31 protein-coding genes are annotated in these 21,399 nt (G+C 65.4%); 13 read left to right on the forward strand and 18 right to left on the reverse strand.

Annotated features, from left to right (window positions below; translation table 11 throughout):
- Positions 1-88 precede the first annotated feature (88 nt).
- Entirely contained in the window at positions 89-883 is a 795-nt protein-coding gene (locus G6N57_RS21010) for a thioesterase family protein (RefSeq protein WP_097926360.1), read from the forward strand.
- Here G6N57_RS21010 and G6N57_RS21015 read toward each other — a convergent pair.
- Together G6N57_RS21015 and G6N57_RS21020 are read right to left on the reverse strand one after the other, a co-directional pair.
- Entirely contained in the window at positions 880-1,485 is a 606-nt protein-coding gene (locus tag G6N57_RS21015) for a class I SAM-dependent methyltransferase (RefSeq protein WP_077740742.1), read from the reverse strand. The genes G6N57_RS21010 and G6N57_RS21015 overlap by 4 nt on opposite strands.
- Positions 1,486-1,534: 49 nt before the next feature.
- Positions 1,535-2,173 (reverse strand): FKBP-type peptidyl-prolyl cis-trans isomerase, encoded by a 639-nt coding sequence (locus tag G6N57_RS21020; RefSeq protein WP_174814501.1) that lies wholly within the window; start codon positions 2,171-2,173, stop codon positions 1,535-1,537.
- A 39-nt stretch (positions 2,174-2,212) separates the two neighbouring features.
- Between G6N57_RS21020 and G6N57_RS21025 the strand changes: the two genes are divergently transcribed.
- Complete coding sequence (locus tag G6N57_RS21025; protein WP_077740741.1) at positions 2,213-2,848, forward strand: histidine phosphatase family protein; 636 nt, start codon at positions 2,213-2,215, stop codon at positions 2,846-2,848.
- Positions 2,849-2,866: 18 nt separating this feature from the next.
- Here G6N57_RS21025 and G6N57_RS21030 read toward each other — a convergent pair whose 3' ends face one another.
- The 3 genes from G6N57_RS21030 to G6N57_RS21040 all read right to left on the reverse strand — a co-directional run bounded on the left by G6N57_RS21030 (position 2,867) and on the right by G6N57_RS21040 (position 4,958).
- Positions 2,867-3,445, reverse strand: coding sequence for an ATPase (locus G6N57_RS21030; protein ID WP_077740740.1), 579 nt, complete (start codon positions 3,443-3,445; stop codon positions 2,867-2,869).
- Between the two features lie 37 nt (positions 3,446-3,482).
- Positions 3,483-3,872, reverse strand: a complete 390-nt coding sequence (locus G6N57_RS21035) for a TA system antitoxin ParD family protein (RefSeq protein ID WP_077740739.1) — start codon at positions 3,870-3,872, stop codon at positions 3,483-3,485.
- Between the two features lie 69 nt (positions 3,873-3,941).
- Positions 3,942-4,958, reverse strand: coding sequence for a TIGR03617 family F420-dependent LLM class oxidoreductase (locus tag G6N57_RS21040; protein ID WP_077740738.1), 1,017 nt, complete (start codon positions 4,956-4,958; stop codon positions 3,942-3,944).
- Between the two features lie 150 nt (positions 4,959-5,108).
- On the opposite strand from G6N57_RS21040, the gene G6N57_RS21045 reads away from it, so the two are divergent.
- The 6 genes from G6N57_RS21045 to G6N57_RS21065 all read left to right on the forward strand — a co-directional run bounded on the left by G6N57_RS21045 (position 5,109) and on the right by G6N57_RS21065 (position 9,972).
- Positions 5,109-6,464, forward strand: a complete 1,356-nt coding sequence (locus G6N57_RS21045; protein ID WP_077740737.1) for an alpha/beta hydrolase-fold protein — start codon at positions 5,109-5,111, stop codon at positions 6,462-6,464.
- 399 nt (positions 6,465-6,863) lie between these two features.
- Positions 6,864-7,274, forward strand: coding sequence for a transglycosylase family protein (locus G6N57_RS21050; RefSeq protein WP_077740736.1), 411 nt, complete (start codon positions 6,864-6,866; stop codon positions 7,272-7,274).
- 38 nt (positions 7,275-7,312) lie between these two features.
- Positions 7,313-7,669, forward strand: coding sequence for a GNAT family N-acetyltransferase (locus G6N57_RS32095; RefSeq protein WP_234815824.1), 357 nt, complete (start codon positions 7,313-7,315; stop codon positions 7,667-7,669).
- Between the two features lie 15 nt (positions 7,670-7,684).
- Positions 7,685-7,828, forward strand: a complete 144-nt coding sequence (locus tag G6N57_RS32100) for a hypothetical protein (RefSeq protein WP_234815825.1) — start codon at positions 7,685-7,687, stop codon at positions 7,826-7,828.
- A 407-nt stretch (positions 7,829-8,235) separates the two neighbouring features.
- A complete protein-coding gene (locus G6N57_RS21060; protein WP_163646701.1) occupies positions 8,236-9,480 on the forward strand; it encodes a S1C family serine protease in 1,245 nt (414 codons plus the stop codon).
- A gap of 96 nt (positions 9,481-9,576) precedes the next feature.
- The gene (locus G6N57_RS21065) at positions 9,577-9,972 is read left to right on the forward strand and encodes a tautomerase family protein (protein ID WP_077741936.1); all 396 of its coding nucleotides are present in this window, start codon (positions 9,577-9,579) and stop codon (positions 9,970-9,972) included.
- Positions 9,973-9,978: 6 nt separating this feature from the next.
- On the opposite strand, the gene G6N57_RS21070 is transcribed toward G6N57_RS21065, so the two are convergent.
- The 3 genes from G6N57_RS21070 to G6N57_RS21080 are packed head-to-tail and all read right to left on the reverse strand — an operon-like array spanning position 9,979 to position 11,630.
- The gene (locus G6N57_RS21070) at positions 9,979-10,593 is read right to left on the reverse strand and encodes a methyltransferase family protein (RefSeq protein WP_077741935.1); all 615 of its coding nucleotides are present in this window, start codon (positions 10,591-10,593) and stop codon (positions 9,979-9,981) included.
- A gap of 18 nt (positions 10,594-10,611) precedes the next feature.
- Positions 10,612-11,310 (reverse strand): cation efflux transmembrane domain-containing protein, encoded by a 699-nt coding sequence (locus G6N57_RS21075; RefSeq protein ID WP_077740735.1) that lies wholly within the window; start codon positions 11,308-11,310, stop codon positions 10,612-10,614.
- Positions 11,301-11,630, reverse strand: a complete 330-nt coding sequence (locus G6N57_RS21080; RefSeq protein ID WP_174814502.1) for an ArsR/SmtB family transcription factor — start codon at positions 11,628-11,630, stop codon at positions 11,301-11,303. Before G6N57_RS21080 ends, G6N57_RS21075 begins: the two co-directional genes overlap by 10 nt.
- 56 nt (positions 11,631-11,686) lie before the next feature.
- Here G6N57_RS21080 and G6N57_RS21085 point away from each other — a divergent pair, with 56 nt between their 5' ends.
- On the forward strand, positions 11,687-11,941 hold the full coding sequence (locus G6N57_RS21085) for a WHG domain-containing protein (RefSeq protein WP_162563948.1): 255 nt from the start codon (positions 11,687-11,689) through the stop codon (positions 11,939-11,941).
- On the opposite strand, the gene G6N57_RS21090 is transcribed toward G6N57_RS21085, so the two are convergent.
- The 4 genes from G6N57_RS21090 to G6N57_RS21105 form a co-directional block, all read right to left on the reverse strand.
- A complete protein-coding gene (locus G6N57_RS21090) occupies positions 11,914-12,393 on the reverse strand; it encodes a DUF6653 family protein (RefSeq protein WP_077740734.1) in 480 nt (159 codons plus the stop codon). The two genes, G6N57_RS21085 and G6N57_RS21090, sit on opposite strands and share 28 nt — an antisense overlap.
- A complete protein-coding gene (locus tag G6N57_RS21095; protein WP_077740733.1) occupies positions 12,390-12,986 on the reverse strand; it encodes a TetR/AcrR family transcriptional regulator in 597 nt (198 codons plus the stop codon). Before G6N57_RS21095 ends, G6N57_RS21090 begins: the two co-directional genes overlap by 4 nt.
- An 84-nt stretch (positions 12,987-13,070) precedes the next feature.
- The gene (locus G6N57_RS21100; RefSeq protein WP_133118375.1) at positions 13,071-13,412 is read right to left on the reverse strand and encodes a hypothetical protein; all 342 of its coding nucleotides are present in this window, start codon (positions 13,410-13,412) and stop codon (positions 13,071-13,073) included.
- A 214-nt stretch (positions 13,413-13,626) separates the two neighbouring features.
- Positions 13,627-14,538: an MBL fold metallo-hydrolase gene (locus G6N57_RS21105; protein ID WP_077740731.1), complete on the reverse strand. Its 912-nt coding sequence runs from the start codon at positions 14,536-14,538 to the stop codon at positions 13,627-13,629.
- A 147-nt stretch (positions 14,539-14,685) separates the two neighbouring features.
- Here G6N57_RS21105 and G6N57_RS21110 point away from each other — a divergent pair, with 147 nt between their 5' ends.
- Positions 14,686-15,120, forward strand: coding sequence for a VOC family protein (locus G6N57_RS21110; protein ID WP_077740730.1), 435 nt, complete (start codon positions 14,686-14,688; stop codon positions 15,118-15,120).
- 21 nt (positions 15,121-15,141) lie between these two features.
- Here G6N57_RS21110 and G6N57_RS21115 read toward each other — a convergent pair whose 3' ends face one another.
- The 3 genes from G6N57_RS21115 to G6N57_RS21125 all read right to left on the reverse strand — a co-directional run bounded on the left by G6N57_RS21115 (position 15,142) and on the right by G6N57_RS21125 (position 16,992).
- Positions 15,142-15,573 (reverse strand): nuclear transport factor 2 family protein, encoded by a 432-nt coding sequence (locus G6N57_RS21115; RefSeq protein ID WP_077740729.1) that lies wholly within the window; start codon positions 15,571-15,573, stop codon positions 15,142-15,144.
- A 33-nt stretch (positions 15,574-15,606) separates the two neighbouring features.
- Positions 15,607-16,062, reverse strand: a complete 456-nt coding sequence (locus tag G6N57_RS21120; protein WP_077740728.1) for a DinB family protein — start codon at positions 16,060-16,062, stop codon at positions 15,607-15,609.
- A 168-nt stretch (positions 16,063-16,230) separates the two neighbouring features.
- Positions 16,231-16,992 carry a dienelactone hydrolase family protein gene (locus tag G6N57_RS21125; RefSeq protein WP_077740727.1) on the reverse strand — a complete coding sequence of 254 codons (762 nt, stop codon included), beginning with the start codon at positions 16,990-16,992 and terminating at the stop codon, positions 16,231-16,233.
- Between the two features lie 269 nt (positions 16,993-17,261).
- Between G6N57_RS21125 and G6N57_RS21130 the strand changes: the two genes are divergently transcribed.
- Complete coding sequence (locus tag G6N57_RS21130; protein WP_077741933.1) at positions 17,262-17,807, forward strand: dihydrofolate reductase family protein; 546 nt, start codon at positions 17,262-17,264, stop codon at positions 17,805-17,807.
- Positions 17,808-17,817: 10 nt separating this feature from the next.
- Here the strand turns inward: G6N57_RS21130 and G6N57_RS21135 are convergent, their stop codons facing one another.
- Together G6N57_RS21135 and G6N57_RS21140 are read right to left on the reverse strand one after the other, a co-directional pair.
- On the reverse strand, positions 17,818-18,288 hold the full coding sequence (locus tag G6N57_RS21135) for an SRPBCC domain-containing protein (protein ID WP_077740726.1): 471 nt from the start codon (positions 18,286-18,288) through the stop codon (positions 17,818-17,820).
- On the reverse strand, positions 18,285-18,629 hold the full coding sequence (locus G6N57_RS21140) for an ArsR/SmtB family transcription factor (RefSeq protein ID WP_077740725.1): 345 nt from the start codon (positions 18,627-18,629) through the stop codon (positions 18,285-18,287). The genes G6N57_RS21135 and G6N57_RS21140 overlap by 4 nt, the downstream gene beginning before the upstream one ends.
- Positions 18,630-18,889: 260 nt before the next feature.
- Here G6N57_RS21140 and G6N57_RS21145 point away from each other — a divergent pair, with 260 nt between their 5' ends.
- Together G6N57_RS21145 and G6N57_RS21150 are read left to right on the forward strand one after the other, a co-directional pair.
- Positions 18,890-19,936: a dihydrodipicolinate reductase gene (locus tag G6N57_RS21145; protein WP_174814582.1), complete on the forward strand. Its 1,047-nt coding sequence runs from the start codon at positions 18,890-18,892 to the stop codon at positions 19,934-19,936.
- A 115-nt stretch (positions 19,937-20,051) separates the two neighbouring features.
- Positions 20,052-20,615: a TetR family transcriptional regulator gene (locus tag G6N57_RS21150; protein WP_162563947.1), complete on the forward strand. Its 564-nt coding sequence runs from the start codon at positions 20,052-20,054 to the stop codon at positions 20,613-20,615.
- 291 nt (positions 20,616-20,906) lie between these two features.
- Here G6N57_RS21150 and G6N57_RS21155 read toward each other — a convergent pair whose 3' ends face one another.
- Entirely contained in the window at positions 20,907-21,362 is a 456-nt protein-coding gene (locus G6N57_RS21155; protein ID WP_077740722.1) for a DUF1942 domain-containing protein, read from the reverse strand.
- Positions 21,363-21,399: the final 37 nt, after the last annotated feature.

Consider the following 21,399-nt stretch of genomic DNA (forward strand, 5'->3'; position numbering starts at 1 on the left):
CCGTTGTGCCAACTGTAGGTACCTCTGTAATAGAGTCCCTACGTGCCCGACGAGCCGGACGAGAGGTGTTCCTGTGGAGCGCACTGCGATGACGCCGTTCTTTGTGAGCGGTGCCGAAGGGTTCGTCCCGAACGAGATCGCGCACGGAGGGTGGGGACCCACGCTGGGCGGCCAGGTCGTCGGCGGGCTCCTGGCCCGCGCCGTCGAAGGGCTCGTCACCGACGACGGACTGCACCCGGCGCGGTTCACGGTGGAGATCCTGCGCCGGGTCGCGAGCGCCCCGGTTCGTGTTGCGGCGTCGGTCGTCCGCTCCGGCGCTCGGATGCAGGCGGTCGATGCGGTGATGACCCAGGACGGCGAGTTGGTGGCCCGCGCATCGGCGCTATATCTGAGGCGCGGCACTCAACCCGACGGTGAGTTCTGGTCGACCGCGGTCGAGCTACCTCCACTACCTGAGGAACCGGACGAATTCGACGACTCCGTGCCGATGTTCATCCGCGCCTACGGCCCGGATCCGGAATGGCGGGGTGAGGGTTTTCCGTGGCAACAATGCGGCCCCCGCTACGCGTGGTTGCGCGAAGTTCGCGAATTGGTTGCCGGTGAAGAACTGTCGCCGTTCGTGCGTGCGGCGTTGGCTGTCGACGTGACGAGTTCGATGGCCAATTTCAGTTCGGCCGGCTTGGCATTCATCAATGCGGACTACACGCTGGCGCTCAGCAGGCTCCCGGTCGGGCCCTACATCGGCATGGCGGCGATCACCCACACCAGTGCCGACGGTGTGGCGACGGGCAGCGCCTGCCTGTATGACACGTCTGGTCCGATTGGCACCGGATTATCGACGGCCGCAGCCAATTTCAACTTCAGCCCGAACGGCTCCGGTTAGGCGGATCGCAAAATCGCGACGAGGAAGTCCGAGTCGTCGGTGAACGGCCGCAGATCCCACGTGGACAACAACAGGTCCGGGGCGAAGCCGGCGGTTGCCGCGTCATCGAGGAACTGACCGAACTCGTATTCACGGCCGGCGCCGAATCCGATCACCGTGCGCCCGTCGTCGGCGAGGTGAGCGCGCAGCCGGGTCAACACCTGGACCCGGGTGCTCGGCGCGAGGAAGGTCATCACGTTGCCGGCCGACACGATGATGTCGAATGGGTCGGCTATGCCCCGTGTCGGCAGGTCGAGCTCGGCGAGATCGCCGACGAGCCACTGCGGACCCGGATGGTCGTTCTCGGCCGCCTCGATCAGCGCCGGATCCACGTCGACGCCGACCACCTGATGCCCGGCGCCGGCCAGGTATCCGCCCAGCCGCCCGGGACCGCAGCCGGCATCGAGGATGCGCGCACCGCGCGGTGCCATCGCGTCGACCAGGCGAGCTTCACCTGCCAGGTCCTGTCCGGCGCGCTCCATGGCCCGGAAACGTTCGATGTACCACTGCGAGTGCCCGGGATCGGCCGCGACTTTTTGCATCCAGATGCTCCGCTCGACCATGTGAGCATTGTTGCAACCGGACCCCGGGCGCCCGCTGGGCGGTGCGTGCTTACTGCTGGGCGTCGAGAATCTTGATCGCGAAGATCAACGTGTCGCCCGGCTGGATGCCGGCGGCGGGCTGTCCCTGGGGGTACCCGTCGGCGGAAGCCACTGCGACAGCCACCGTGGAGCCGACCTTCTGTCCCGAGATGGCCTTCTGGAAGCCGGGCACGACGCCGTTGAGGGGGAAGTCCACCGTCTCGCCACGCTGGTAGCTGCTGTCGAACACCGATCCGTCGCGGCCGTTGACGCCCATGTAGCAGACCGTGACGTTCGCGTTCGGCGCGACGACCGGTCCGTCGCCGGCCTTGAGGGTGTGCACCTGGGTCTCGGCCACGCTGAACGGCCCGTCCACCTTGACCGCGGGTGCGGTGGTGTCGGTGGAGCCGGTGACCGAGACACTGCCGGTCGCCCCGGAGGTCGTCCATTCGGGTGTGCCTGCGTTCTGCGGCGCAGCGGTGGGGCAGGTGCTGGCCTCGGTGGCGGTCTCGGCGATGGAGGGGGTGAGCACATCGGCGACCGACGGCGTGCTCGCCGAGGACGTGGCCGAAGAGGTTTCCGTGTCGGAGCCGCACGCGGCGAGCGCCATGGTCAACGACGCGGCACAGGCCACGAGCGCAACGGAGGAAGGCACGCGAAAGGAGTTCATGATCGTCACGCTACAGCCGCATGTCGATACGGTCGGAGGATGGGCCGGACGATCTATGTGGTGACCCATCCGGAAGCCACGCACCATGTCGACGGGTTGGTCGGGGGATGGCATGACTCCGATTTGACCAGGGCCGGGCTCCGGGACGCCGGTGCCATCGCCAGGGCGCTGGGTGAGCGAGTTCCCGCGGACGCCGAGGTCGAGGTGTTCTCGTCGGACCTGCGGCGTGCGAGCCGCACCGCCGCCGCGATCGCCGAAGCCCTCCACTCGGTCGTCGCGTTGGACCCGCGGCTGCGGGAGAAGTCCTACGGGGAGGCCGAAGGTCGCGCGCAGGCATGGCTCGATGAGCGCTTTCGTGTCCCGCCGGTCTGCGGTGACCGGATGGGGCATGACGAGGGGATACCGGGGGCGGAGACCAAGGAGGTCTTCGCGAGTCGGATCTACGCGGCGATGGACGCGATCACGGCGGGCAGCGCGCGCCATCAGGTGATCGTCACGCACGGATTCGCCTTGACGTTCGTGATTGCGGCGTGGATCAAGATGCCGAAGTCAGCGCTGGGCTACGTCAACTTTTCGGCCGCGTCGGGCAGTATCACCACGTTGCGCGAGGACGACCGCTTTCACAACCGGCAGGTGGCCGAACTCGCGGACATCCGTCATCTCGGCGACGGCTGAACCGACGTCGCCGACCGGCTAACCGGGCCAGCGCGAACTCAGCACCGCGGGTGTCCATTTCGGCCACGTGGGTGATCCGACGACGAATCCGCCGGCCAGTTGAGCGACGATGCGCGGGCCGTTGACAGTGCTGTTGTCGTAGAACGTCGCCGAGTCCGCGTGCATCGCGGCGATCGCGACGAGACCCCAAAGTCGTTGGTAGCGTTCGCGGATCTTGGCTTCGGGGACGTCATGTCCACCGGCCTGCACGCGGTGACGCACTCGCTGCACGGCCAGGTCTTCGGGGATCAGAATGCAGTGCAGGATCACGGTGTACCCGGCGGCGCATGCGTCGTCGATCAGCTCGAGCTTGGAGGGATGGGAGAACACCGTCTCGGCGATGAAGGACTCACCGAGCTCGATGAGTTTGGCCCGCGTTTCGGCGGCGACCAGGGCCGCCTCGTAGGAGTGCGGGGCAGGGTTCTCGGGCCAGCGTCGCTTGGCGATCTCGTCCGCGTTCACGAACGGGCAGCCGGGGAGCAGCGGTGACAGGGTGAGTTCGACGAAGGTGGACTTGCCGGCGCCGTTGCAGCCGACGACGAGGTCGAGGCGTTTCACCGCGCGGCGGTGCAGTCCATGTCAGTGCGACCCACGATCACTGCGGGTGCGCCAGTACCGTGGTGGTGCCGTCGGGGCGGTACTGCACGATCTCGCCGTTCTCGTCGAGCGCCACGGTGGTGATGCCGCGTCCGGCCAGGATCTTGCCGTAGTCGGCACGCGCCAGGTTCTCTTCTATGGAAGCGGCGATCTCGGCGTCGAACACGGCACCTTCCTCGGCGGTCAACTCCCGCAGGGGAGTACTGCCCGCCAGAGCGGACTCCACCTTGCGGCGTGCCGCGCTGTGCTGGCTGGACACCGCCCGTCCCACGCGGGCCCAGTGGTCGAGTTGCTGCTTGGCCGACCGGCTCTGACGTGCGCCTTCCGCGGCGGCACTGTCCATGAGATCAGCGGCGAACCGGGTCACCCGGTCTGCGGTCTCGGTCATGACGGACCTCCGTTGTAGCAGTCTGAAACAAGCGTAGCAGAATGCTACAAAGGTTGGCTTGTGCTCGTGTCACACCGTAGACAACTGCCTGGCGATCTCGCCGTACCGCTCGAATCGCTCGGGCCCGCCGAGCGCGTTGTAGAGCACGATGCGGGTCGCTGTTCCCGCGTATTTGGCGGTCAACGCCTCGGCCAATCCGTCCCAGGTCGATTCGGTGGCGAAGGCCGCGATGTGGTCGTCGGTGATCTGGGCCGCCATGCCGGCGATGTCACCCGCCTTCTGTTTCTCGCGCAGGCGTGCGGTCGTCCCGTCGAAGCCCGCCTCGTCCCAGATGAATGCGTAGTTCGGTGTGCTCCCGTAGAAGCTCATGCTGGCCCGCACGAACTCGCGCTCGTTCGCGCGTTCTTCGTCGCTGTCGCCGACGATCGTCATGACGGGGATGATCTTGGCGATGTCGGCGGCGGACCGGCCCGCCTTGGCGGCGCCCGCAGCGAGGTTGGGTAGCACGTGGCGGGCGAGGTAACCCGGCTCGCCGATCGGGTGGACGTGGACACCGTCGGCCACCTCGCCTGCCATGCGCAGCATCCACGGATTCACGGCGGCGATGTCGACCTTGGGATCGGGTGCGTCGATCGGCCCTGGGCTCCACTGGGGCGTGATGAAGTCGAGGTCATAGAAGTCACCGTGATGGTCGAGCTTGCCGGTACGGAACGCGGCGAAGCACGCCTTCACCGCCAGCACGTAATCGCGCAGACGCGGCCCCGGGTGTTCGAACGGCATCCCGTAACGCCGGACCACATGAGTACGGACCTGGGTGCCGATGCCGAGCCGGAACCTGCCGCCCGTCGCTTCCTGAAGTTCCCAGGCCGACGCCGCTGTGATGAACGGGCTGCGCGGAAAGGCAACGGCCACACCGGTCGAGAGCGCGAGGCCCGGAGCTGACTGAGATGCCACCGCCGCGTTGAGATACGCGGTACGACCCGTTTCGGTGAGTAGGAGCCCGGAGAATCCCGCGGCCTGGGTGCGCCGGGCAAGTTCGCCGATTTTTGCCAGCGGCTGCGGAACGATCATCACGTCGACGTACACGTGGGGAGCGTACGTGAGCCTGGGTGCCCGACGCCTGTAATCCCTTAGAAGTCAACCGTTTCACGGCACGGGACGCCTAGACTCGTGGAGGGGATCAGGGGAGCCGGACTCGTCGTCAACCGGTGCCCGTCACAACTGAAGGAGGGGACCATGGTCAGAATTCACACGGTGGTGGCGGGGGAGACTCTGTCGGCATTGGCGTTGCGTTTCTACGGAGATGCGGAGCTGTACCGACTGATCGCGGCGGCCAGTGCAATTCCCAATCCCGATGTCGTCAACGTCGGGCAGAAGCTGGTCTTTCCCGATTACACCCGGTACACGGTCGCACCCGGAGACGCGTTACCGGCGGTGGCTTCGCGTTTCTACGGCCAGCCCGAGCTGTCCCGCTTGATCGCCGCCGCCAACGGGATCGCAGAGGGCTCCGGCCTCAATCCCGGGCAACGGCTCATCGTCCCGGAACTCAAGCGGTACCCGGTTTCTCCGGGAGATACCTTGTCCGCGTTGGCATCACGCTTCTACGGTGATTCCTCGTTCTATCCGCCGATCGCCGCGGTCAACAACATCCCCGATCCCGGCCACATCAACCCTGGGCAGGTGCTGGTCATCTTCAGCGGCCGCAGCGACGGGTTCGGCTTGCGGATCGTCGACCGCAACGAGAGCGATCCGCGCCTGTGGTACTACCGATTCCAGACCGCAGCCGTCGGATGGAACCCCGGTGTCAACGTTCTGCTTCCCGACGATTACCAAACCAGTGGCCGCACCTATCCCGTGCTGTACATGTTCCACGGCGGCGCCGACGATTTCCGTCAGTTCGACTTCCTCGGGATCCGCGACTGGACGGCCGGCAAGCCGATCATCGTGGTGATGCCCGATGGCGGGCACGCGGGGTGGTATTCCAACCCGGTCACCTCCTTCGTCGGGCCGCGTAACTGGGAGACGTTCCACATCGCCCAGCTGCTGCCGTGGATCGAGGCGAATTTCCGGACTTACGCCGAGTACGACGGGCGCGCCGTCGGAGGCTTCTCGATGGGCGGCTTCGGTGCGCTGAAGTACACCGCCAAGTACTACGGCCACTTCGCATCGGTCAGCGCGCATTCCGGGCCGGCGAGCCTGCGCCGGGATTTCGGCCTCGTGGTGCACTGGGCGAACATCACCTCGGCGGTGCTGGATCTGGGTGGCGGAACGGTCTACGGCGCTCCGTTCTGGGACCAGGCCAGGGTCAGTGCGGACAACCCGGTCGAGCGCATCGAGAGCTATCGCAACAAGCGGATCTTCCTGGTGGCCGGTACCAGTCCCGATCCGCTCAACTGGTTCGACAGTGTGAACGAGACGCAGGTGCTGGCCGGTCAGCGTGAGTTCCGCGACCTACTCGGCCGTGCCGGTATCCCGTTCGAAGCCCACGAGGCGCCGGGAGGCCACGTGTTCCGTCCCGACATGTTCCTGCGTGATCTCGACGGCATCCTGGCGCGCTTGAAACCGGCGGCTGTGGTGGGCAACGTTCTGTAACAGCAACCACATCTTTCCCAACTGTCACTTTTGCATCAGAATTCAATTCTCTCACTACCATCTCATCAGAATCTGAATTCACGGCAGTAATAAATTGCCACAGTGGTCGGTGCCGAAATTATGAGAGCGGTGCTGCGCGCCACCGGCGTGGCCGCGCAACCGCGAGCGGGCCTGTGGCCTGCATGTATGGTGGCCGAACCGCGAGATCCCACCTTCATCAATCGCCACAATTGGCGCATAACTATTAAATAAACTCAAAGAAGATAATTAGACTCTCTAGCACGGCTATTTTACTTTCGCCCCATCGGTAAACTCTGTATCACGATCGGCTGCAAATAGCCTTTCGCCCCGCCATTTCCGACGGGCACGGGCAGTGCCCGCCGCCACGAAGGGATCGACATGCGCGTGCGCAGGGTCGTCACCGTGTTCGGGTTCATCGGTGTACTTGCCTTGGCTCAGACCCTCCTGACAGTTCCGAACGCCGGCGCAGAGCCGAACTGGGATGCGATGGCGCAGTGCGAGTCGGGTGGGAACTGGGCGGCTGACACCGGCAACGGCTTCTACGGTGGGCTGCAGTTCACCCCTGCCACGTGGGCCTCCCACGGAGGCATCGGATCGCCTGCTGCAGCGAGTCGTGAAGAGCAGATTCGCGTGGCCCGCAACGTATTGCAGACACAAGGGTTGGGTGCGTGGCCCGTCTGTGGGGGGCCGATCGGCCAGGCCTCCGGAGCCTGTCGTCAGGTGATGGTCTGGATCCCACTGAGGAACCTGCCGCGGCTGTGCACCCTGGTGCTCAATCCGTTGGCCTGATGCACACCGTCACCGCCGCCCGAATCGACGCTGAGCGGGTGCGGCTCAGAAAGGGTCGTGACGACGACGCCGACGGGCTCATCGAGACGCAGACGGATGCGCGGGTGCGCCGTCATCTCGGCGGTCCGCGCGCAAAGGCGGATGTCCAGGCGGCGGTGAGCTCGGCCGGGGCGGCAGCCCTGCTGGCCGCCGAGGGCTGTTACGTGGTGGCCGATCGCGAATCCGACCGCATGCTGGGCATGGTGACGCTCGGCCGCCGCGATCGGGGTCTGCCCGGCCATGTGCAGGACGGTGGCGGCGAGCTCGAGCTCAGCTATGTGTTCCGCGCCCAGGCATGGGGCAGCGGTTACGCGACCGAGGCGGCGCGGGCGTTACTACGCTGCGCCGCAGGGTAACTCAGTGACCAACCGGTGGTGATCGTCACCCAGGCGGCAAACCTGGCGGCGCTGCGTCTGGCCGACCGCCTCGGTTTCACCCACGTGGGAACCTTCGAGCAGTTCGACGCCGAGCAGGTCCTGGCTACTGCTCGGTTGGCGACGTTCCTGCCGCAGTAGCACTTTCGCGTTCGCCGTTGCGCGATGTGACCGCGCCCACGTGCGGCCCGGCAAAGTCTTGGGCCGCACCGAGCTCACTCTCAGCTAACCCTCAGTACGGGGCTGCAACATCTAGGTAGGCGCCGGCACGGCGCATAAATGTCGGTGTCGCAATGAAAGAAGCAAGCGCAATGAATCAGTGGCCGGGGATGTCGCCGCAGAACAGCAACCAGTGGGACGCGAAACAAGCGGCAGATCAACGGAATCCGAGCCCGTGGAGCCGGAAGGGCTATCAGCAGCCCTCCCCGCCGTACGGGCTGCATCCCGAAATGACCCAGAAGTTCGATGCGCCTGTCGCGCAGGAAACTTCACAGCCGAAGAAGAAGTCACGCGTCGGTGTGCTCGTGGCCGGTACGGCTGCCGTCGCCATGGCGACGGGAGCGGTCGCAGCAGTAGCGGTGGTGGATCAGCCCGGGAAACCCGGCCCGGTGGCTCAGGCGCCGGCCGCTGACCGCATCGGCAAGCCGGCGCCCGCCGCCGGCGCGGTCCCAGCGCAGCCGAAGGGTTCGGCACCGGCCGGATCGGTCGAACAGGTCTCGGCCAAAGTGCTGCCCAGCGTGGTGAAACTGCAGATCGAAACCGGACAGGGGCGGGAGGAAGGCTCCGGCATCGTCCTGAGCGAAGACGGACTCATCCTGACCAACAACCATGTGGTGGCCGCCGCGGCCCGAGGTGCCGGCGCTCAGGGGCCGATGGCCACCGAGACCTCACCCGATGACCAGTTCCCCGGGTTGCCCCGCGGTCTGTTCCCCGGTGGCGGGATCCCCGGCGGACAGTTCCCCGGCGATGACCAGTATTCGCCCGACGGACCGTCGACCAACCGCTCCGGACGCACCACCGGTGGCGTGCAAGCGACCGTGACGATGTCCGACGGACGGACCGTGCCGTTCTCCGTGGTCGGCACCGACCCCGATGACGACATCGCGGTGGTCAAGGCGCAGAACGTCTCTGGGCTCACCCCGATCACCATCGGTTCGTCGAAGGACCTGAAGGTGGGGCAGAACGTCGTCGCGGTCGGCTCACCGCTGGGCCTGCAGGGGACTGTCACGACCGGCATCATCAGCGCACTGGACCGCCCGGTCGCCACCGGCGACGGGCAGAGCGGCCAGCAGTCGGTGATGAGCGCCATTCAGACGGACGCAGCGATCAACCCGGGCAATTCCGGTGGTGCGCTGGTCGATATGAACGGCGACCTCATCGGTGTCAACTCGGCAATCGCATCGCTTGGCGGTGGCCAGGGTTCGCAGGGCGGCGGTCAGGCCGGGTCGATCGGTCTGGGCTTCGCCATCCCGGTCGACCAGGCCAAGCGTATTGCCGACGAGCTGGTTTCGACCGGTACCGTCGAGCACGCTTCGTTGGGTGTGCAGCTCTCTGCCGGCGACGGCAGTGGCGCAGCGGTCGCCGGTGTCGTTAAGGGTGGCCCGGCGGCAGCGGCAGGCCTGAGTCAGGGCGCGGTGATCACCAAGCTCGACGACAAGGTGATCGATGGTCCTGATGCCCTGGTCGCCGCGGTGCGTTCCAAGGCGCCGGGCGACACTGTGACGCTGACCTTTGAGGACTCGTCGGGTGCACCGCGCACCGTCGACGTCACTCTGGGACAGGTGCAGGCGTAGCAACCGTGACTTGGGCCCCAGCCTGGCAATTCCAGGCTGGGGCCCAGTCGTGAAATTGGAATGACGGCCGCCCACCACGTGTGTGACGATTCCGGGATGCCCAGCACGCTCATCGAGGTCAGGCGCCAGTACACGGAAGCCGAAGAGGTGGCGATCATCGACGCGGTGCACAACGCGCTGGTGGTTGCGTTCCAGATACCCTCCGGTGACAAGCACGTTCGGCTGGTATCCCATGTACCACATCGGTGCTCGCATTCACCCGGACTGGCTCACCCCGAGCTGTACACACTTGTCGCGATCGACTGCTTTGCCGGTCGATCGGTCCAGGCCAAGCGAAACCTCTACCGGGAGATCGTCACTCGCCTGGAGACACTGGGTATCCCGGCCGATCATGTCACGATCGTCCTGCGTGAGAGCGCGCTCGAGAACTGGGGCGTTCGTGGCGGGCGGGCCGCGTGCGATGTCGATCTGGGTTTCGACGTCAACGTCTGATCGGTGTCAACGGGACTTCTCGTGCCGCCCGATACCGGGCACGAATCGCCCGACGGCAGCGCAGTAGTCGCGGTACGCCTCACCATGGGTACGGAGCAGGTAGGGCTCCTCGACGATGCGGACCTGGAGTTCGATCGTCGCCAGCAATACGACGAACCCGAGTAACGCGATCGGATTGGGCATCATCAGGGTGATACCGCCTGCGAAGACCAACATCGCGGTGAAGATCGGGTTCCGCACGGTTCCGAACACCCCTTCGCGCACCAACGTCGTTGTCTCACTGGGATCAACGCCGATTCGCCACGACTCGCCCATGTCCAGTTGGGCATAGACGGTGCCCGCCACTCCCGCGACGGCGAGCACTGTCCCTAGCGCTTGAATCCACGCGGCCTGCAGGCCTGCGATCGGGGTGAGGATTCCGAGAAGCTGCGCCGCCGGGGCGAAGACTCCGACGATGACCGCCACGATGAATCCGACGCCTGCCAGCCAGTCCAGCGAGCCGGGCCGTCCGTGGATGCCGCGGAACCCGGTCGAACCGCTACGGCGGTACTGAACCCAACTACGCCAGCCGAATCCCAAGACGGCGAAGATCAGATAGAGAATCAGTGCGGCCACAGCCATGGTCATCTCCTTGCGTGATTAGTCAGTGCGGTTCGGGCAGCAGCCATCTCCGCCGCAGGAAGCAGGAATGGCTGTGTCGCAGCAGGTGTGGCCGCGCCATGCTTCGAGTCCTTCGCGGACTGCAATACCGGCGAGAATGAGCGCGGCGATCGAGTCGGCCCATCCCCAGCCGAAGAGGCTGTTGAGCACCAGACCGGCGAGGACGACCCCGGACAGGTAGGTGCAGAGCAATGTCTGTTTGGAGTCGGCGACCGCCGAGCGGGAGCCCAGCTCGCGGCCGGCTCGGCGCTGCGCCCAGGAGAGCACCGGCATGATGATCAGACTGGCCGCGGTGAGCGCGATACCGATTGCCGAATGCCGGGCCTCGGCCGCTCCGGTCAGTGAGCGCAGCGATTCGACCGTGACATAGCCGGCCAGCGCGAAGAACGATACCGCGATGATCCGCAGCGCGGCCTTCTCTCGGGCTTCCGGATCGGATCCGGAGAATTGCCAGGCGACCGCGGCGGCCGAGGACACTTCGATCACCGAGTCGAGTCCAAATCCCACCAGCGCGGTGGAGTCCACTCTGGCGCCTTCGCCGATCGCGATGACGGCCTCGACCACGTTATAGGCGATGGTTGCGGCAACGAACCATCGAATCCGACTGTGCAGCAACACCCGTCGTGCCGGGGTGAGGGGAGTTGTGGGCTGCCGGGGATTCGGCACCATCAGCAGCATTCGTCAGTTGTGGCGTTGGGGCAGTGCGAGGAGTCGGCGGCCAGCACCACATGCACCAAATCGTTCAATGCATGGGCCAGCTTCGGGTCGGCGAGCTCGTACCGGGTGCGCCGGCCTTCCGGAACTGCTACCACCAGACCGCAGCCACGCAGGCAGGCGAGGTGGTTGGACATGCTCTGACGTGACACGCCCGCCGCATCGGCGAGGTCGGCCGGGTAGGCCGGGGAATCTTTGAGCGCCAGCAAGATCTTGGACCGAGTTTGGTCCGAGAGCGCGTGTCCGAACCGAGCGAGTACCGCGACCTGTGTGAGCGTCTCCATGGCCTGACAGTACATCATGATCTGTATTCAGGAAAGGATGAACTGTTGCGGCCGGATTGGCGGGCGATCCGACCGCGGTAGTGCGGGCCGCGCAACGCGGCTGCGACGAGTTCGTGGCGATCGTGGCCGCAGCCGTCGGGGAGGGGAGCGCCCAGCGATACTCGGCCATCCTCCTGACCGGCGCACACGGTGCTGCCGGTCTGGAGGCCAGCGGCCTCCTCACCACCGACAAGTGGGACACGTCGGCTGAGGAACTGATCGACGCGCTCCTTGCCACCGTGCCCTACGCTGCATCGCCCGACTGCTCATAGAGGATCCCGAGCCGATCGATGCGCCAGAGCTGCCCGAGGATGATCAACGCCGGGCCCGATACGGTCGGCCACACCTCGAGCGCCACCAGGCCGTAGCCGAGCATGGCGAAACCGGCAAGCGCGTTCAGCGTCCAAATCCTCTGAACGACTTTGAATCCCTCCGGAATTCGGCCCCGATCGCGCATCCACATCCGCTCGCCGTAGATGCCCTTCGACGACCACGCCGTCGGCTTGTCGATCGGCGCGAACGCGTGCGGATTCCACCACAGCCACAGCGCCACCACGGCCAGAGGGACCAGTGCCCACCAACCGATCCAGGTGCGGCTCCAGATCGTCAGGATCGCCGGAGGGATGGCGGCGAATCTCGTCCACACGCTCCACGGATTGGCGTGGCGCCGCCACGCCTCGTCGCTCATGCCCGCCATGTGGGCATATCTGTCCAGGAGGCTCATCGCAGCATTCCCCTCGCGAGTGTGCGGATGGTGGCGTCGAGCACGGCTTCGTAGCCGGGTTCGAAGCGGTCGCGATGCATGACCACCAAGCCGATGGTGCGCATGACCTGGAGCAGCACTGCGGGCTCGATGTCGTCGACGAGGGTGCCCTCGGTTTGGCCCGCCGTCAGATAGTCGAGCAGTGGCGCCACGAGGCGCGGTGTGACACGGGCGATCTGCTCGCTGCCAAGCCGGTCGGTTACGGCGTCGAGTTCGTCGGGTCGGGTTATCAACCGCCGGTACATCGGGTCGTCGGCGAGCGTATCGGTGACGGTCCGCAACACCGTGGCGAGGCGATCCTCGTTCACGGGCGTCACGAGGGTGGCAGTGATGCGAGCGGCCATCGCCGGCGCCCGTCTCATCATCACCTCGAGATAGAGCGACTCCTTCGAGTCGAAGAACGCATAGAAACTGCCTTTGGCGATGCCCACCGCGGCGACAAGTTCGTCCAGTGAGGTCTTCTTCAAGCCTTGCGCGGTGAACCGCTGCTCGCCGGCGTCCAGCAGTGCGTCGCCGATACGTTGTCTCTCGCTCTGTGTGAACGCTGTCGCCATGGCTATGACTCTTTCTAGAATTTGGTCATAGCCTACGCCTGCTCGGGCCACGCCGCATCGAACGGCCCGTAGTAGGCGGTGGGGCTAGATGGCGCCAGGTGTCCCGGGCGGGCTCATCGACCCGTCCACGTTGGGCACCATCGCGGGGGCCGGAATTCCGCCCTCGGCCGCGTTGTCCCCGGGGATCCCGTCGTCGGGCACTTGGTCGTACATGCCGCCGAAGCAGGCCGGGTTCCACCCCTCCGTCGCGCATGCCGGATCATCCGGGCTCATGGGATCGAAGGCCACGGGCACCCGGGGCGCGGCTGAAGCAATGGGCGCCACGCCCGCCGGGATCACCACGGCCAGGACGGCTGCTCCACCGACTGCCGCCACGGCCGCTCGCCTCAGCGCGTTTCGTACCTCAGAATCCACCAACCAACTCATCTGCCGCTCCTTCATCCGGACTTCAACCGACACGGCTCGAGGTTTGCCTTCGCCGCACCGATTGTGCTCATACTCGCAGTTCCAGACGTGCTACGCGTGAAAATCGGAAGTTCGCTGACCGAACCTCCACCGCCGCTTGGAGTTTGACGGCCATGTCAAAAATGAGGTGGGCCGGCGCCCTCCGTAGGGGACGCCGACCCACCGCCGGCAACGATCAGTAATCCCAGGCGGCCGGCACACACCGGAAAGCGTCGCCGACGGACGCCACGTGGCAGACCGAAGGGAACGGCAGGTGGGTAGCCACCAGAGATTCTCCAGTTGCCGCCAGCTCGCGCAGCAGACGGACGCGAACCCGTGCAGCCTCCTCAGGATCGTGCTCGAATCCGTTCTGCCACTCGGGATTATCGAATCCGGGCGCGAACACTGCGTCACCGGCGAAGGTGAGCTTGTCTCCCCGGGACTCGAGACGGACGACGCTGTGACCGGGGGTGTGGCCACCGGTGCGCGAGATGAGCACACCCGGTGCCACTTCGTACTCGCTCTCGAATGTCCGCAGCTGGCCACGATATTCGTCGAGGAACTGCGTGGCCACCCTGCGCAGTACGTCGGGAATCGGCTGGGGCATGACGGTGCGGGAGAAATCGGGCGACTCCCAGAACTCGGCCTCCGCGGTTGCGGCGTGGATCTGCAGGTCCGGACGCAGCCGTTCCTTCAGCCCGTCGGTGATCAGCCCGCCGACGTGGTCCATGTGCATGTGGGTGAGTACCACGTCGGTTACCGAGTCGAGATTGACACCGGCCGCCTCCAACCGCTGGACCGTATTGCCGGCGCGCGGGAAGTCCGGGAATTCGAGCCCCAGGCCGGCATCGACGAGGATGGTCCGATCGCCGCTGCGCACCACCACCACGTTGAGTGGCCAATCGATCACGTCGGGCGGCAGGAAGTTGTCGCCCAGCCAGCCCGCCAGCTCGGCCGGCTCCGCGTTGGTGGCCAGCGTCGAGGCCGTAATCGGCAGCACTCCATCGCTGATCACCAGGACCTCGATGTCGCCGACTTGCACCGCATAGCGTGACGGCACCAACTCGCCGACCGGACTTCCGAGGCGTGAAATATTGTCCAAGCTCATGCGTTCTCCTCCTGAGGGCTGTACCGGAAGACATGGTGAAATGACCTGTCTCTCCCGGGGAACGCCGCCCAGCGGCGAGATTCATCCGGCGGTCGAACTGACCCGCATCGGGTAACCACGCGAGATCCGAGCCGATACGGTTGACCGATGGCGTCGGTCAGGCAGTTCCAGGTCACGTTCGACTGTGCAGAACCGGAACGCGTCGCGCGCTTCTGGTGCGCGGTGTTGGGCTACGTTGTACCGCCGCCACCGCCGGGGTTCGATGCGTGGGCGGATTTCGATCGAACGCTGCCTCCGGAGCTGCAGGGTTCGATGTTCGCCTGCGAGGATCCGTCCGGCGTCGGCCCGAGACTGTTCTTCCAACGCGTTCCGGAGGGCAAGGTGGCCAAGAACCGCGTGCACCTCGATGTGCGGGTGGGCGCCGGACTGGTCGGTCAGGAGCGGCTGGAGACGCTAGAGGCCGAGTGTGCACGGCTGGTCGCGTTGGGCGCTGATCGCGTCCGGTTGCTGGCCGCCGATGACATCAACGAGTCGTGCATCGTGATGCAGGACGTCGAAGGTAACGAGTTCTGCCTCGACTGACTCGACTGAACGGAAACAAGCTCATCGCGGAGCCGACATCGGCGGAAGGGCGTCGACGACGGGGGTGTTCTGCGCTGCCGCAACCCACCATTTCTCGGCGCGCCGAACCAGCACATACATCGCCATCTCGCTGAAGCCGCCGGACAGCGCGCTACGGCGAATCTGGGCAACCATCACTCCCGGTGCCGGTGAGACCGCCTGCGCGAGTTCGAACCGCGAGGCCGGCACGACCGGGGGACCGCTCATCATCTGCCGGTGGATCGGATTGAGATGTGAATACCCGTTGAGCACCATGCCTTTTGGAGTACCCCACAGGATGTCGGCTGCGAACATGCCGTCGTACACGTCAGCGTCTCCCGCGTCGCCGCCGCGTTGAAGGTGATCGATCAGATCGCGCACCGCCTGATCGCCGTCGACGGTCGGAGTGTCGAGAACTGGGCGTCGAGTCGTCATCGCTCAACCGTAGGAGCCCAAGTGCACTTGAGGTCAAGATGTTTCACCGGTGCGGCCGGAAGGTCGATCGATCTGCTCCCGGAGGATGTCGCCGTGGCCGGCGTGCCTGGCGAATTCCTCGATCATGGCGAGCAGCGTCCATCGCATGCTGACCGTACCTTCGCGGGGATTGTCCTTGGTGTCCTCGAGGTCGAATCGGGAGGCGATCTCGCGCGATCGCTGACTGGCGCGCTCGAACTCGGCGATGATGTCGGCCAGAGACTCGTCGTCGGCGACGACGAAGGTGCCCTCGTCGCGCTCCGAATAGCCGTCGCATTCGGTCGCGTCGAGTCCGGCCCAGAATCGTTGGAACCAGATCCGTTCCGCGGCGGCGGCATGCTTGATCAACGAGATCGGTGTCGTCAACGACGTCACGAGCCGCCGCCGGGCGTCCGATTCGGACAGGCCGCGTGCGGTTTCGATGAGTGCTTCGCGATTACGATCGAGCATGTTCTCGATGATCGATCGCTCTTCTCCATCGGTAATTCTCCTGGTAACCAAGTGATTTCACTCCATTCGGTAGCGGGATGTGGGCTGGTTCGTCCTGCGTCGGCCGGCATGTGAATGGTGAGCGGTACCGGCGGCCTGGCACGGATCGGCCGCCGATACCCACGCCCGTCACTGCGTGAAAGTGCTGCCCGCCGGTCCGAGGTGTCGGGGGAAGAACCGCGTGTCGATCCGGCCATCCGCAGGCACCTGCTGATGCCCGCCTGGGAAGGCGTGCATCACCTTGTCCAGCGAGCCGAACGCGTCGAACAGCTCGAGACCGAATTCGCGGGGGATTTCCTTGTCGCCCAACGGGAGCAGGTACTCGATCGGGATGGTCACCCGCTCTGCAGCGTCGAGTAGAGCGGCGTGCGCCGACACCCAACCGAAGACCGCAGCGGTAATCCGAGGTTCGACCGCCGCCAGCTGGATCCCGACGGCACCGGACAGAGATGCCCCGGAGTAGCCGATCGGTGCGTGCGCACCGAATTCGGGCAGGGCTTGCAGGGCGTCGATGGCCCGCTGCCATTCCGGGATTGCGCGCTCGGCCACCGATTGACAGTAATCGGCGAGGAGCGGAGCGAACGCTGGACTGCCTTGTTCTCGCGCCCGGCGGAAGGCGGCGATGCGGCGCTGGTCCTGCGAGCTTCGCGGCCGCTCACCGTGTCCGGGCAAGTCGATTGACACGACATGGAAGCCGTCAGATGTCACGGCGGAATGAGCGCGGGCCACGTGCCGTGGGGCCTTCTTGTCCAAACCCCCGGGGTGGCCGGCCAGGATCAGGGGAGCGCCCGGCGAACCGGAGTCCGGTGACCACAGCACACCGGTGACGCCGTCCAAGGTGAAGGTGCGTTCGATGACACCGTTCGAGGTTGTCTGCGAGGTGAAATGCATGGTGTTGCCTTTCGGGATTGCCGTTGTTCAGGCGCTCCCGGCGACACCTTCGTCGACCCCTCAACCGTGAACACGAGTGGGGAGCACCCACATGGTTGCTGCGTACATGGGTCTCACCTCCTCGCGTGATCTCACGGTTCCCGGGCACGGTATCAACGCGAACGCGGGCCCGTCCAATGGTTTTCCTCGTCACCCGGCCGGTCCTGAACGGGCGCTCAGAGTGTGTGCGTTCTGGTCGTGCGGAAGTCACGGTGAGTCAGGATGGTGTGATGCAACCCCTTCGGTATTCCATCAACGTCACGTTGGACGGCTGCTGTGACCATCGCGCAGTCATCCCGGACGAAGCCTTGCATCGTCACTCGACCGAGATCATCGCCCGGGCCGACACGCTTCTGTTCGGTCGGGTGACCTACAAGATGATGGAAGAAGCATGGCGGTCGCCGACGCCTGGGGAGATGCCCGAGTGGACGGAACCCTTCGCTCGCACCATCGACGCCGCGAAGAAGTACGTCGTATCGAGCACTCTGGACCGAGTGGATTGGAACGCCGAACTCGTCCGCGGTGATCTGGGAAAAGCAGTGCGAGAGATCAAGAGTCAACCGGGTAGGGGAGTGTACGTCGGTGGCGTGCAGCTTCCGATGGCGTTGGCGGAGCTGGGATTGATCGATGAGTACGAGTTCGTCGTACATCCCAGGCTGGTCGGGCACGGGCCGACGTTGTTCGCAGGGCTGTCCAAGTATGTCGACTTGACGCTCGTCGACCGCGTGGAGTTCGGCGCCGGCGTGATGGCGCTGAGGTACGTGCCGAAAAGGTAGAGCGGAGCCGTCAGCGCGCACTTTCCGTGAACCGCGCGAGTTGCTCGGCGACAGTGCCCCACCCCTCGGCGAAGCCCAGCTCGAGGTGGCGGTTCCTGGCAGTCGGGTCACCGTGCCGCGCGACGATGCGGTAGTCGGTCCCCTCGGCGTGATCGAGCATGGTGACTTCGGCTGTCATGGCGATCGGAGCGGGGTTCGCGGGACGCCACCCACTGTCGACGGCATTGGTGAACACCAACCGCTCGAACTCGTCGACCACCAGGAAACACGCATCCAGGTGCGGCACGAATTCTCTTCCGTCATCGCTCATCTGCGTCACGAACGCGCCTCCCGGGCGGACTTCCAACCGCTCGACGCGGCACGACGTCGGCGCCGGGATCCACCACTGGGCCAGGCTGGCCGGGTCAGTCCAGGCTTCCCACACGGCTTTGCGGGGCGCGCGAATGATCCTCTCGATGCTGAGGTCGAGATCAGGGTTCATGTCGGGTCCTTGTCCTTGTTGGTTTTGGTGACGAATTGCTCCAGTCGGTCGGTCCGTTCCTCCCAGACCCGCCGCTGCTGCATCAGCCAGTCTTCGACGACCGTGAGCCGTTCCCGGTTGAGCTCGCAGGTGCGCACGCGGCCGGCCTTCGCCGTGCGGATCAGGCCGGTCGACTCGAGCATCCGCACGTGCTTCATGAACGAGGGGAGTGTCATCGTGGCCACCCGGGCCAGATCGCCGACACTGGCCGGTCCGAGTCCGAGCTGATGGATGACAGCGCGTCTGGTCGGGTCCGCAAGGGCCAGGAAAACCTCGTCGAGTTCGGCCGAACACTGTGCCATGGGGGTAAGTATTCATCACCAAAATACTTAGCGCAAGAGCTAAGTATTACGTGGCGGCGTGTGCCCGCAGTTTCCGTGCTCCTTGGCTGCATGGGGGCCCATCCCGCCGTAGGAGAGAGCTACTGGTAAGCCTTACTGGTGGTGTTTACAGTAAGTTGCGAACCGTCCGATTGGCAATCGCTCCTTGCGCCCGGGAGGCAAGACCTGTGACTACATCTCCTGACGTCGTGAAGCGTCGCGTCGTTCACGTCGGCACCGGCATGACGGGCAGCGTTGCGTTGCGCGCCATCATCGACGACCCCGCACTCGAGCTGACCGGGCTCAAGGTGTCCTCGCCGGCGAAGGTGGGCATGGATGCCGGCGCGTTGTGCGGTCGTCCCGACATCGGCGTCGCAGCCACCGACGACCTGGGGGTGGTCCTCGACGCCAAGCCCGACTGCATCGCCTACTGCGCGACCGCCGTCCGACGAGAAGACGAGGTGATCGCAGACATCGTCGGCTACCTGGATGCCGGCATCAACGTCGTCACCATCTCCGCCATCCCCATGGTGTATCCGAATGCGGCACCGGCCAATTGGCGCGAACCGATAGAAGACGCCGCGCGTCGAGGTAACTCAACCTTCTACGCCACCGGGTGCGAACCTGGCTTCGTGAGCCTCAACCTGCCCACCGCCCTGCTGGCCGGCGCCGGGGTGATCGAGAGCTACCGCATGGACGAGTACGCCCTCGACCTCGACTTGTCCTACCCGATCTGGGAGGTGCTGCATGAGTCGATGGGTTTCGGAAAGCCCGACGGCCACGTCCCCATTCGCATCGCTGTCGGCAAGGTGAACAACGACTGGGAACCTGTCGTGCGCTACATCGCCGACACGCTCGGCGTGGACGTCCAACGAGTGGCACTGGACTGGGAGACGATCCTGGCTCCGCGCGACCTGGACACCGCGCTCGGGGTGATACCGAAGGACACCATCTGCGGCCACCGCTGGCAACTCGCCGCGATGCACGACGGGCGTCCCGTCGTATCGGTTCAGTACTTCGCCGCGGTGACCTCGACGCCGTGGCCCGACTCTTGGCCGCGCCCAGCGCAACCCGGTAAGGGAGGCATGGTGTTTCGCATCGAAGGAAATCCGAACATGACTCTCGATCTGCATCTGGACCCAGCACCAGGCGACTCCACCAACCCTGGCGTCGCCGCGACGGCAATGGCGGCCGTGAACGCCATCCCCGCGGTCATCGACGCCGCGCCCGGACTGCTGGGCGCGCCACTGGCCGGCCCGTCGATCGTGACCCGTCAGATCCGGCGCTGACACGTCCAAGCCGCCGATCATGACACGATGAATGTCAGCGCCGGGTGAGGGGTGAGAGGTGGCAAGCCGACAAACCGTCCGACGAGCGCGAGGCTCGCTGACTGACGATGCCATCGTGGAGGCAGCCTTCGCGATAGCAACGGAGTCCTCAATCGAGGAGCTCAGCATTCCGCTGGTCGCCAAGTCGCTGAACGTCGGCGTAACCAGCATCTACTGGCACGTACGCAACAAGTCAGAGCTTCTCGACGCCATGACCGATCGCGCGTTGCGCCGCAGCGGATTACCGGCGTTCACCGAGTCGAACGATTGGCGCGAGTCGTTGAAGGTACACGCACGCGGCGTGCGCCGGACCTTCCTCAGCGATCCGGTGTTGACGGATCTGATCCTTGTTCGAGGCACACTGAGTCCGCTGGCCCGACGGCTCGGCGAGCAGGAGACGCAGAAGGCGATTGCCAACATGATCGATTCCGGTCTCGACGAGCAGACAGCGCACGACACGTACTCGGCGGTGTCGGAACTGGTTCGAGGGTCGGTACTGCTCGCACGGATGACGCAGAAACACAGCGCAGCACAGAGAGCGGTGACTGCCGAGGGCGGATTCACCGGCGCCCCGGCACCGGTGAACGATCGAGCATTCGAACTTCTGCTGACCTCACTGCTCGCTGGGGCAGCGCTCTGATTCTGAGGTTTCAGTCGGTGCGTTCTACTGCCGGCTCCGAAATGGTGGCTCGTGGGGCGGACGCGACGACGGTCTCGCGGGCGCGTACCGTTGCGACTCCCATCAGGTGGTGCTGGTTCAGCCGGACTCCGATCCGATCGATCAGTCCGCACCGTTTTGGACTGTGAAGGTTGGCGATCTGCCGGGGTTTGGTCAACCGGCGCAACCGCCCACCACCCATCGCGTTGCCACGGCTTGGTTTGCGGCCAACTGAGGTCTGCGAAGATTCGGCTGAATCTGAGAGCAGGGGAGTCAGCCCTTCCAGACCACCTTGTCGGTACCGCCGGCGTCCCGGTAGACCACGCTGTCGGGAACCGTGCCCCCGCGTACGTCGAAGTAGATCCGTCCCGATGTCTGGGTGCCCGGCGCGATCGGCTGGTTGGGAAGGCCGTCGGTCTGGTGCCCCTTCATGTCCGCGTAGGTGGAGCTGTTGACCGCTCGAGCGTTGAAGTCGGAAATGTTGGGCGTCGGAGAGCCGCTCACGGCGCGGGCTGTGACATCGGAGTACCAGATGCCGTCGTTGTGCCCGCTGGGCTGCAGCGTGCTCACGGTGTAGTCGATGGCGCCACCCGGGCTCGGAATCTCAGCCGTTTGGCCGAACTGGAGGACTTCCGGGTCGGCGAACGCCGATGGCGCCGCCAGCACTCCGGCAGCCGCGATACCGGCGGCTGCTGCCGTCGTTTTCAATGCGATGTGCGAGAACGTCATGTCACACTCCCTCCGCCAGGTTCCTGCTGTTCAGGAA

Source organism: Mycolicibacterium boenickei (genome assembly GCF_010731295.1).
Classification (GTDB): Bacteria; Actinomycetota; Actinomycetes; order Mycobacteriales; family Mycobacteriaceae; genus Mycobacterium; species Mycobacterium boenickei.

Bases quoted from the DNA above. Each gene is read 5' to 3' on its own strand.
- G6N57_RS21080 (WP_174814502.1), bottom strand. From the start codon at position 11,630: ATGGAGACGCTCACACAGGTCGCGGTACTCGCTCGGTTCGGACACGCG.
- G6N57_RS21070 (WP_077741935.1), bottom strand. From the start codon at position 10,593: ATGGCTGTGGCCGCACTGATTCTCTATCTGATCTTCGCCGTCTTGGGA.
- G6N57_RS21075 (WP_077740735.1), bottom strand. From the start codon at position 11,310: ATGCTGCTGATGGTGCCGAATCCCCGGCAGCCCACAACTCCCCTCACC.
- G6N57_RS21015 (WP_077740742.1), bottom strand. From the start codon at position 1,485: ATGGTCGAGCGGAGCATCTGGATGCAAAAAGTCGCGGCCGATCCCGGG.
- G6N57_RS21135 (WP_077740726.1), bottom strand. From the start codon at position 18,288: ATGAACCCTGATCTCGACCTCAGCATCGAGAGGATCATTCGCGCGCCC.
- G6N57_RS21035 (WP_077740739.1), bottom strand. From the start codon at position 3,872: ATGACCGAGACCGCAGACCGGGTGACCCGGTTCGCCGCTGATCTCATG.
- G6N57_RS21110 (WP_077740730.1), top strand. From the start codon at position 14,686: ATGGCGTCGGTCAGGCAGTTCCAGGTCACGTTCGACTGTGCAGAACCG.
- G6N57_RS21130 (WP_077741933.1), top strand. From the start codon at position 17,262: ATGCAACCCCTTCGGTATTCCATCAACGTCACGTTGGACGGCTGCTGT.
- G6N57_RS21115 (WP_077740729.1), bottom strand. From the start codon at position 15,573: ATGACGACTCGACGCCCAGTTCTCGACACTCCGACCGTCGACGGCGAT.
- G6N57_RS21105 (WP_077740731.1), bottom strand. From the start codon at position 14,538: ATGAGCTTGGACAATATTTCACGCCTCGGAAGTCCGGTCGGCGAGTTG.
- G6N57_RS21155 (WP_077740722.1), bottom strand. From the start codon at position 21,362: ATGACGTTCTCGCACATCGCATTGAAAACGACGGCAGCAGCCGCCGGT.
- G6N57_RS21090 (WP_077740734.1), bottom strand. From the start codon at position 12,393: ATGAGCCTCCTGGACAGATATGCCCACATGGCGGGCATGAGCGACGAG.
- G6N57_RS21025 (WP_077740741.1), top strand. From the start codon at position 2,213: ATGGGCCGGACGATCTATGTGGTGACCCATCCGGAAGCCACGCACCAT.
- G6N57_RS21050 (WP_077740736.1), top strand. From the start codon at position 6,864: ATGCGCGTGCGCAGGGTCGTCACCGTGTTCGGGTTCATCGGTGTACTT.
- G6N57_RS21020 (WP_174814501.1), bottom strand. From the start codon at position 2,173: ATGAACTCCTTTCGCGTGCCTTCCTCCGTTGCGCTCGTGGCCTGTGCC.
- G6N57_RS21120 (WP_077740728.1), bottom strand. From the start codon at position 16,062: ATGCTCGATCGTAATCGCGAAGCACTCATCGAAACCGCACGCGGCCTG.
- G6N57_RS21145 (WP_174814582.1), top strand. From the start codon at position 18,890: ATGACGGGCAGCGTTGCGTTGCGCGCCATCATCGACGACCCCGCACTC.
- G6N57_RS21045 (WP_077740737.1), top strand. From the start codon at position 5,109: ATGGTCAGAATTCACACGGTGGTGGCGGGGGAGACTCTGTCGGCATTG.
- G6N57_RS21140 (WP_077740725.1), bottom strand. From the start codon at position 18,629: ATGGCACAGTGTTCGGCCGAACTCGACGAGGTTTTCCTGGCCCTTGCG.
- G6N57_RS21065 (WP_077741936.1), top strand. From the start codon at position 9,577: ATGCCCAGCACGCTCATCGAGGTCAGGCGCCAGTACACGGAAGCCGAA.
- G6N57_RS21060 (WP_163646701.1), top strand. From the start codon at position 8,236: ATGGCGACGGGAGCGGTCGCAGCAGTAGCGGTGGTGGATCAGCCCGGG.
- G6N57_RS21010 (WP_097926360.1), top strand. From the start codon at position 89: ATGACGCCGTTCTTTGTGAGCGGTGCCGAAGGGTTCGTCCCGAACGAG.
- G6N57_RS21095 (WP_077740733.1), bottom strand. From the start codon at position 12,986: ATGGCGACAGCGTTCACACAGAGCGAGAGACAACGTATCGGCGACGCA.
- G6N57_RS21100 (WP_133118375.1), bottom strand. From the start codon at position 13,412: ATGAGTTGGTTGGTGGATTCTGAGGTACGAAACGCGCTGAGGCGAGCG.
- G6N57_RS21125 (WP_077740727.1), bottom strand. From the start codon at position 16,992: ATGCATTTCACCTCGCAGACAACCTCGAACGGTGTCATCGAACGCACC.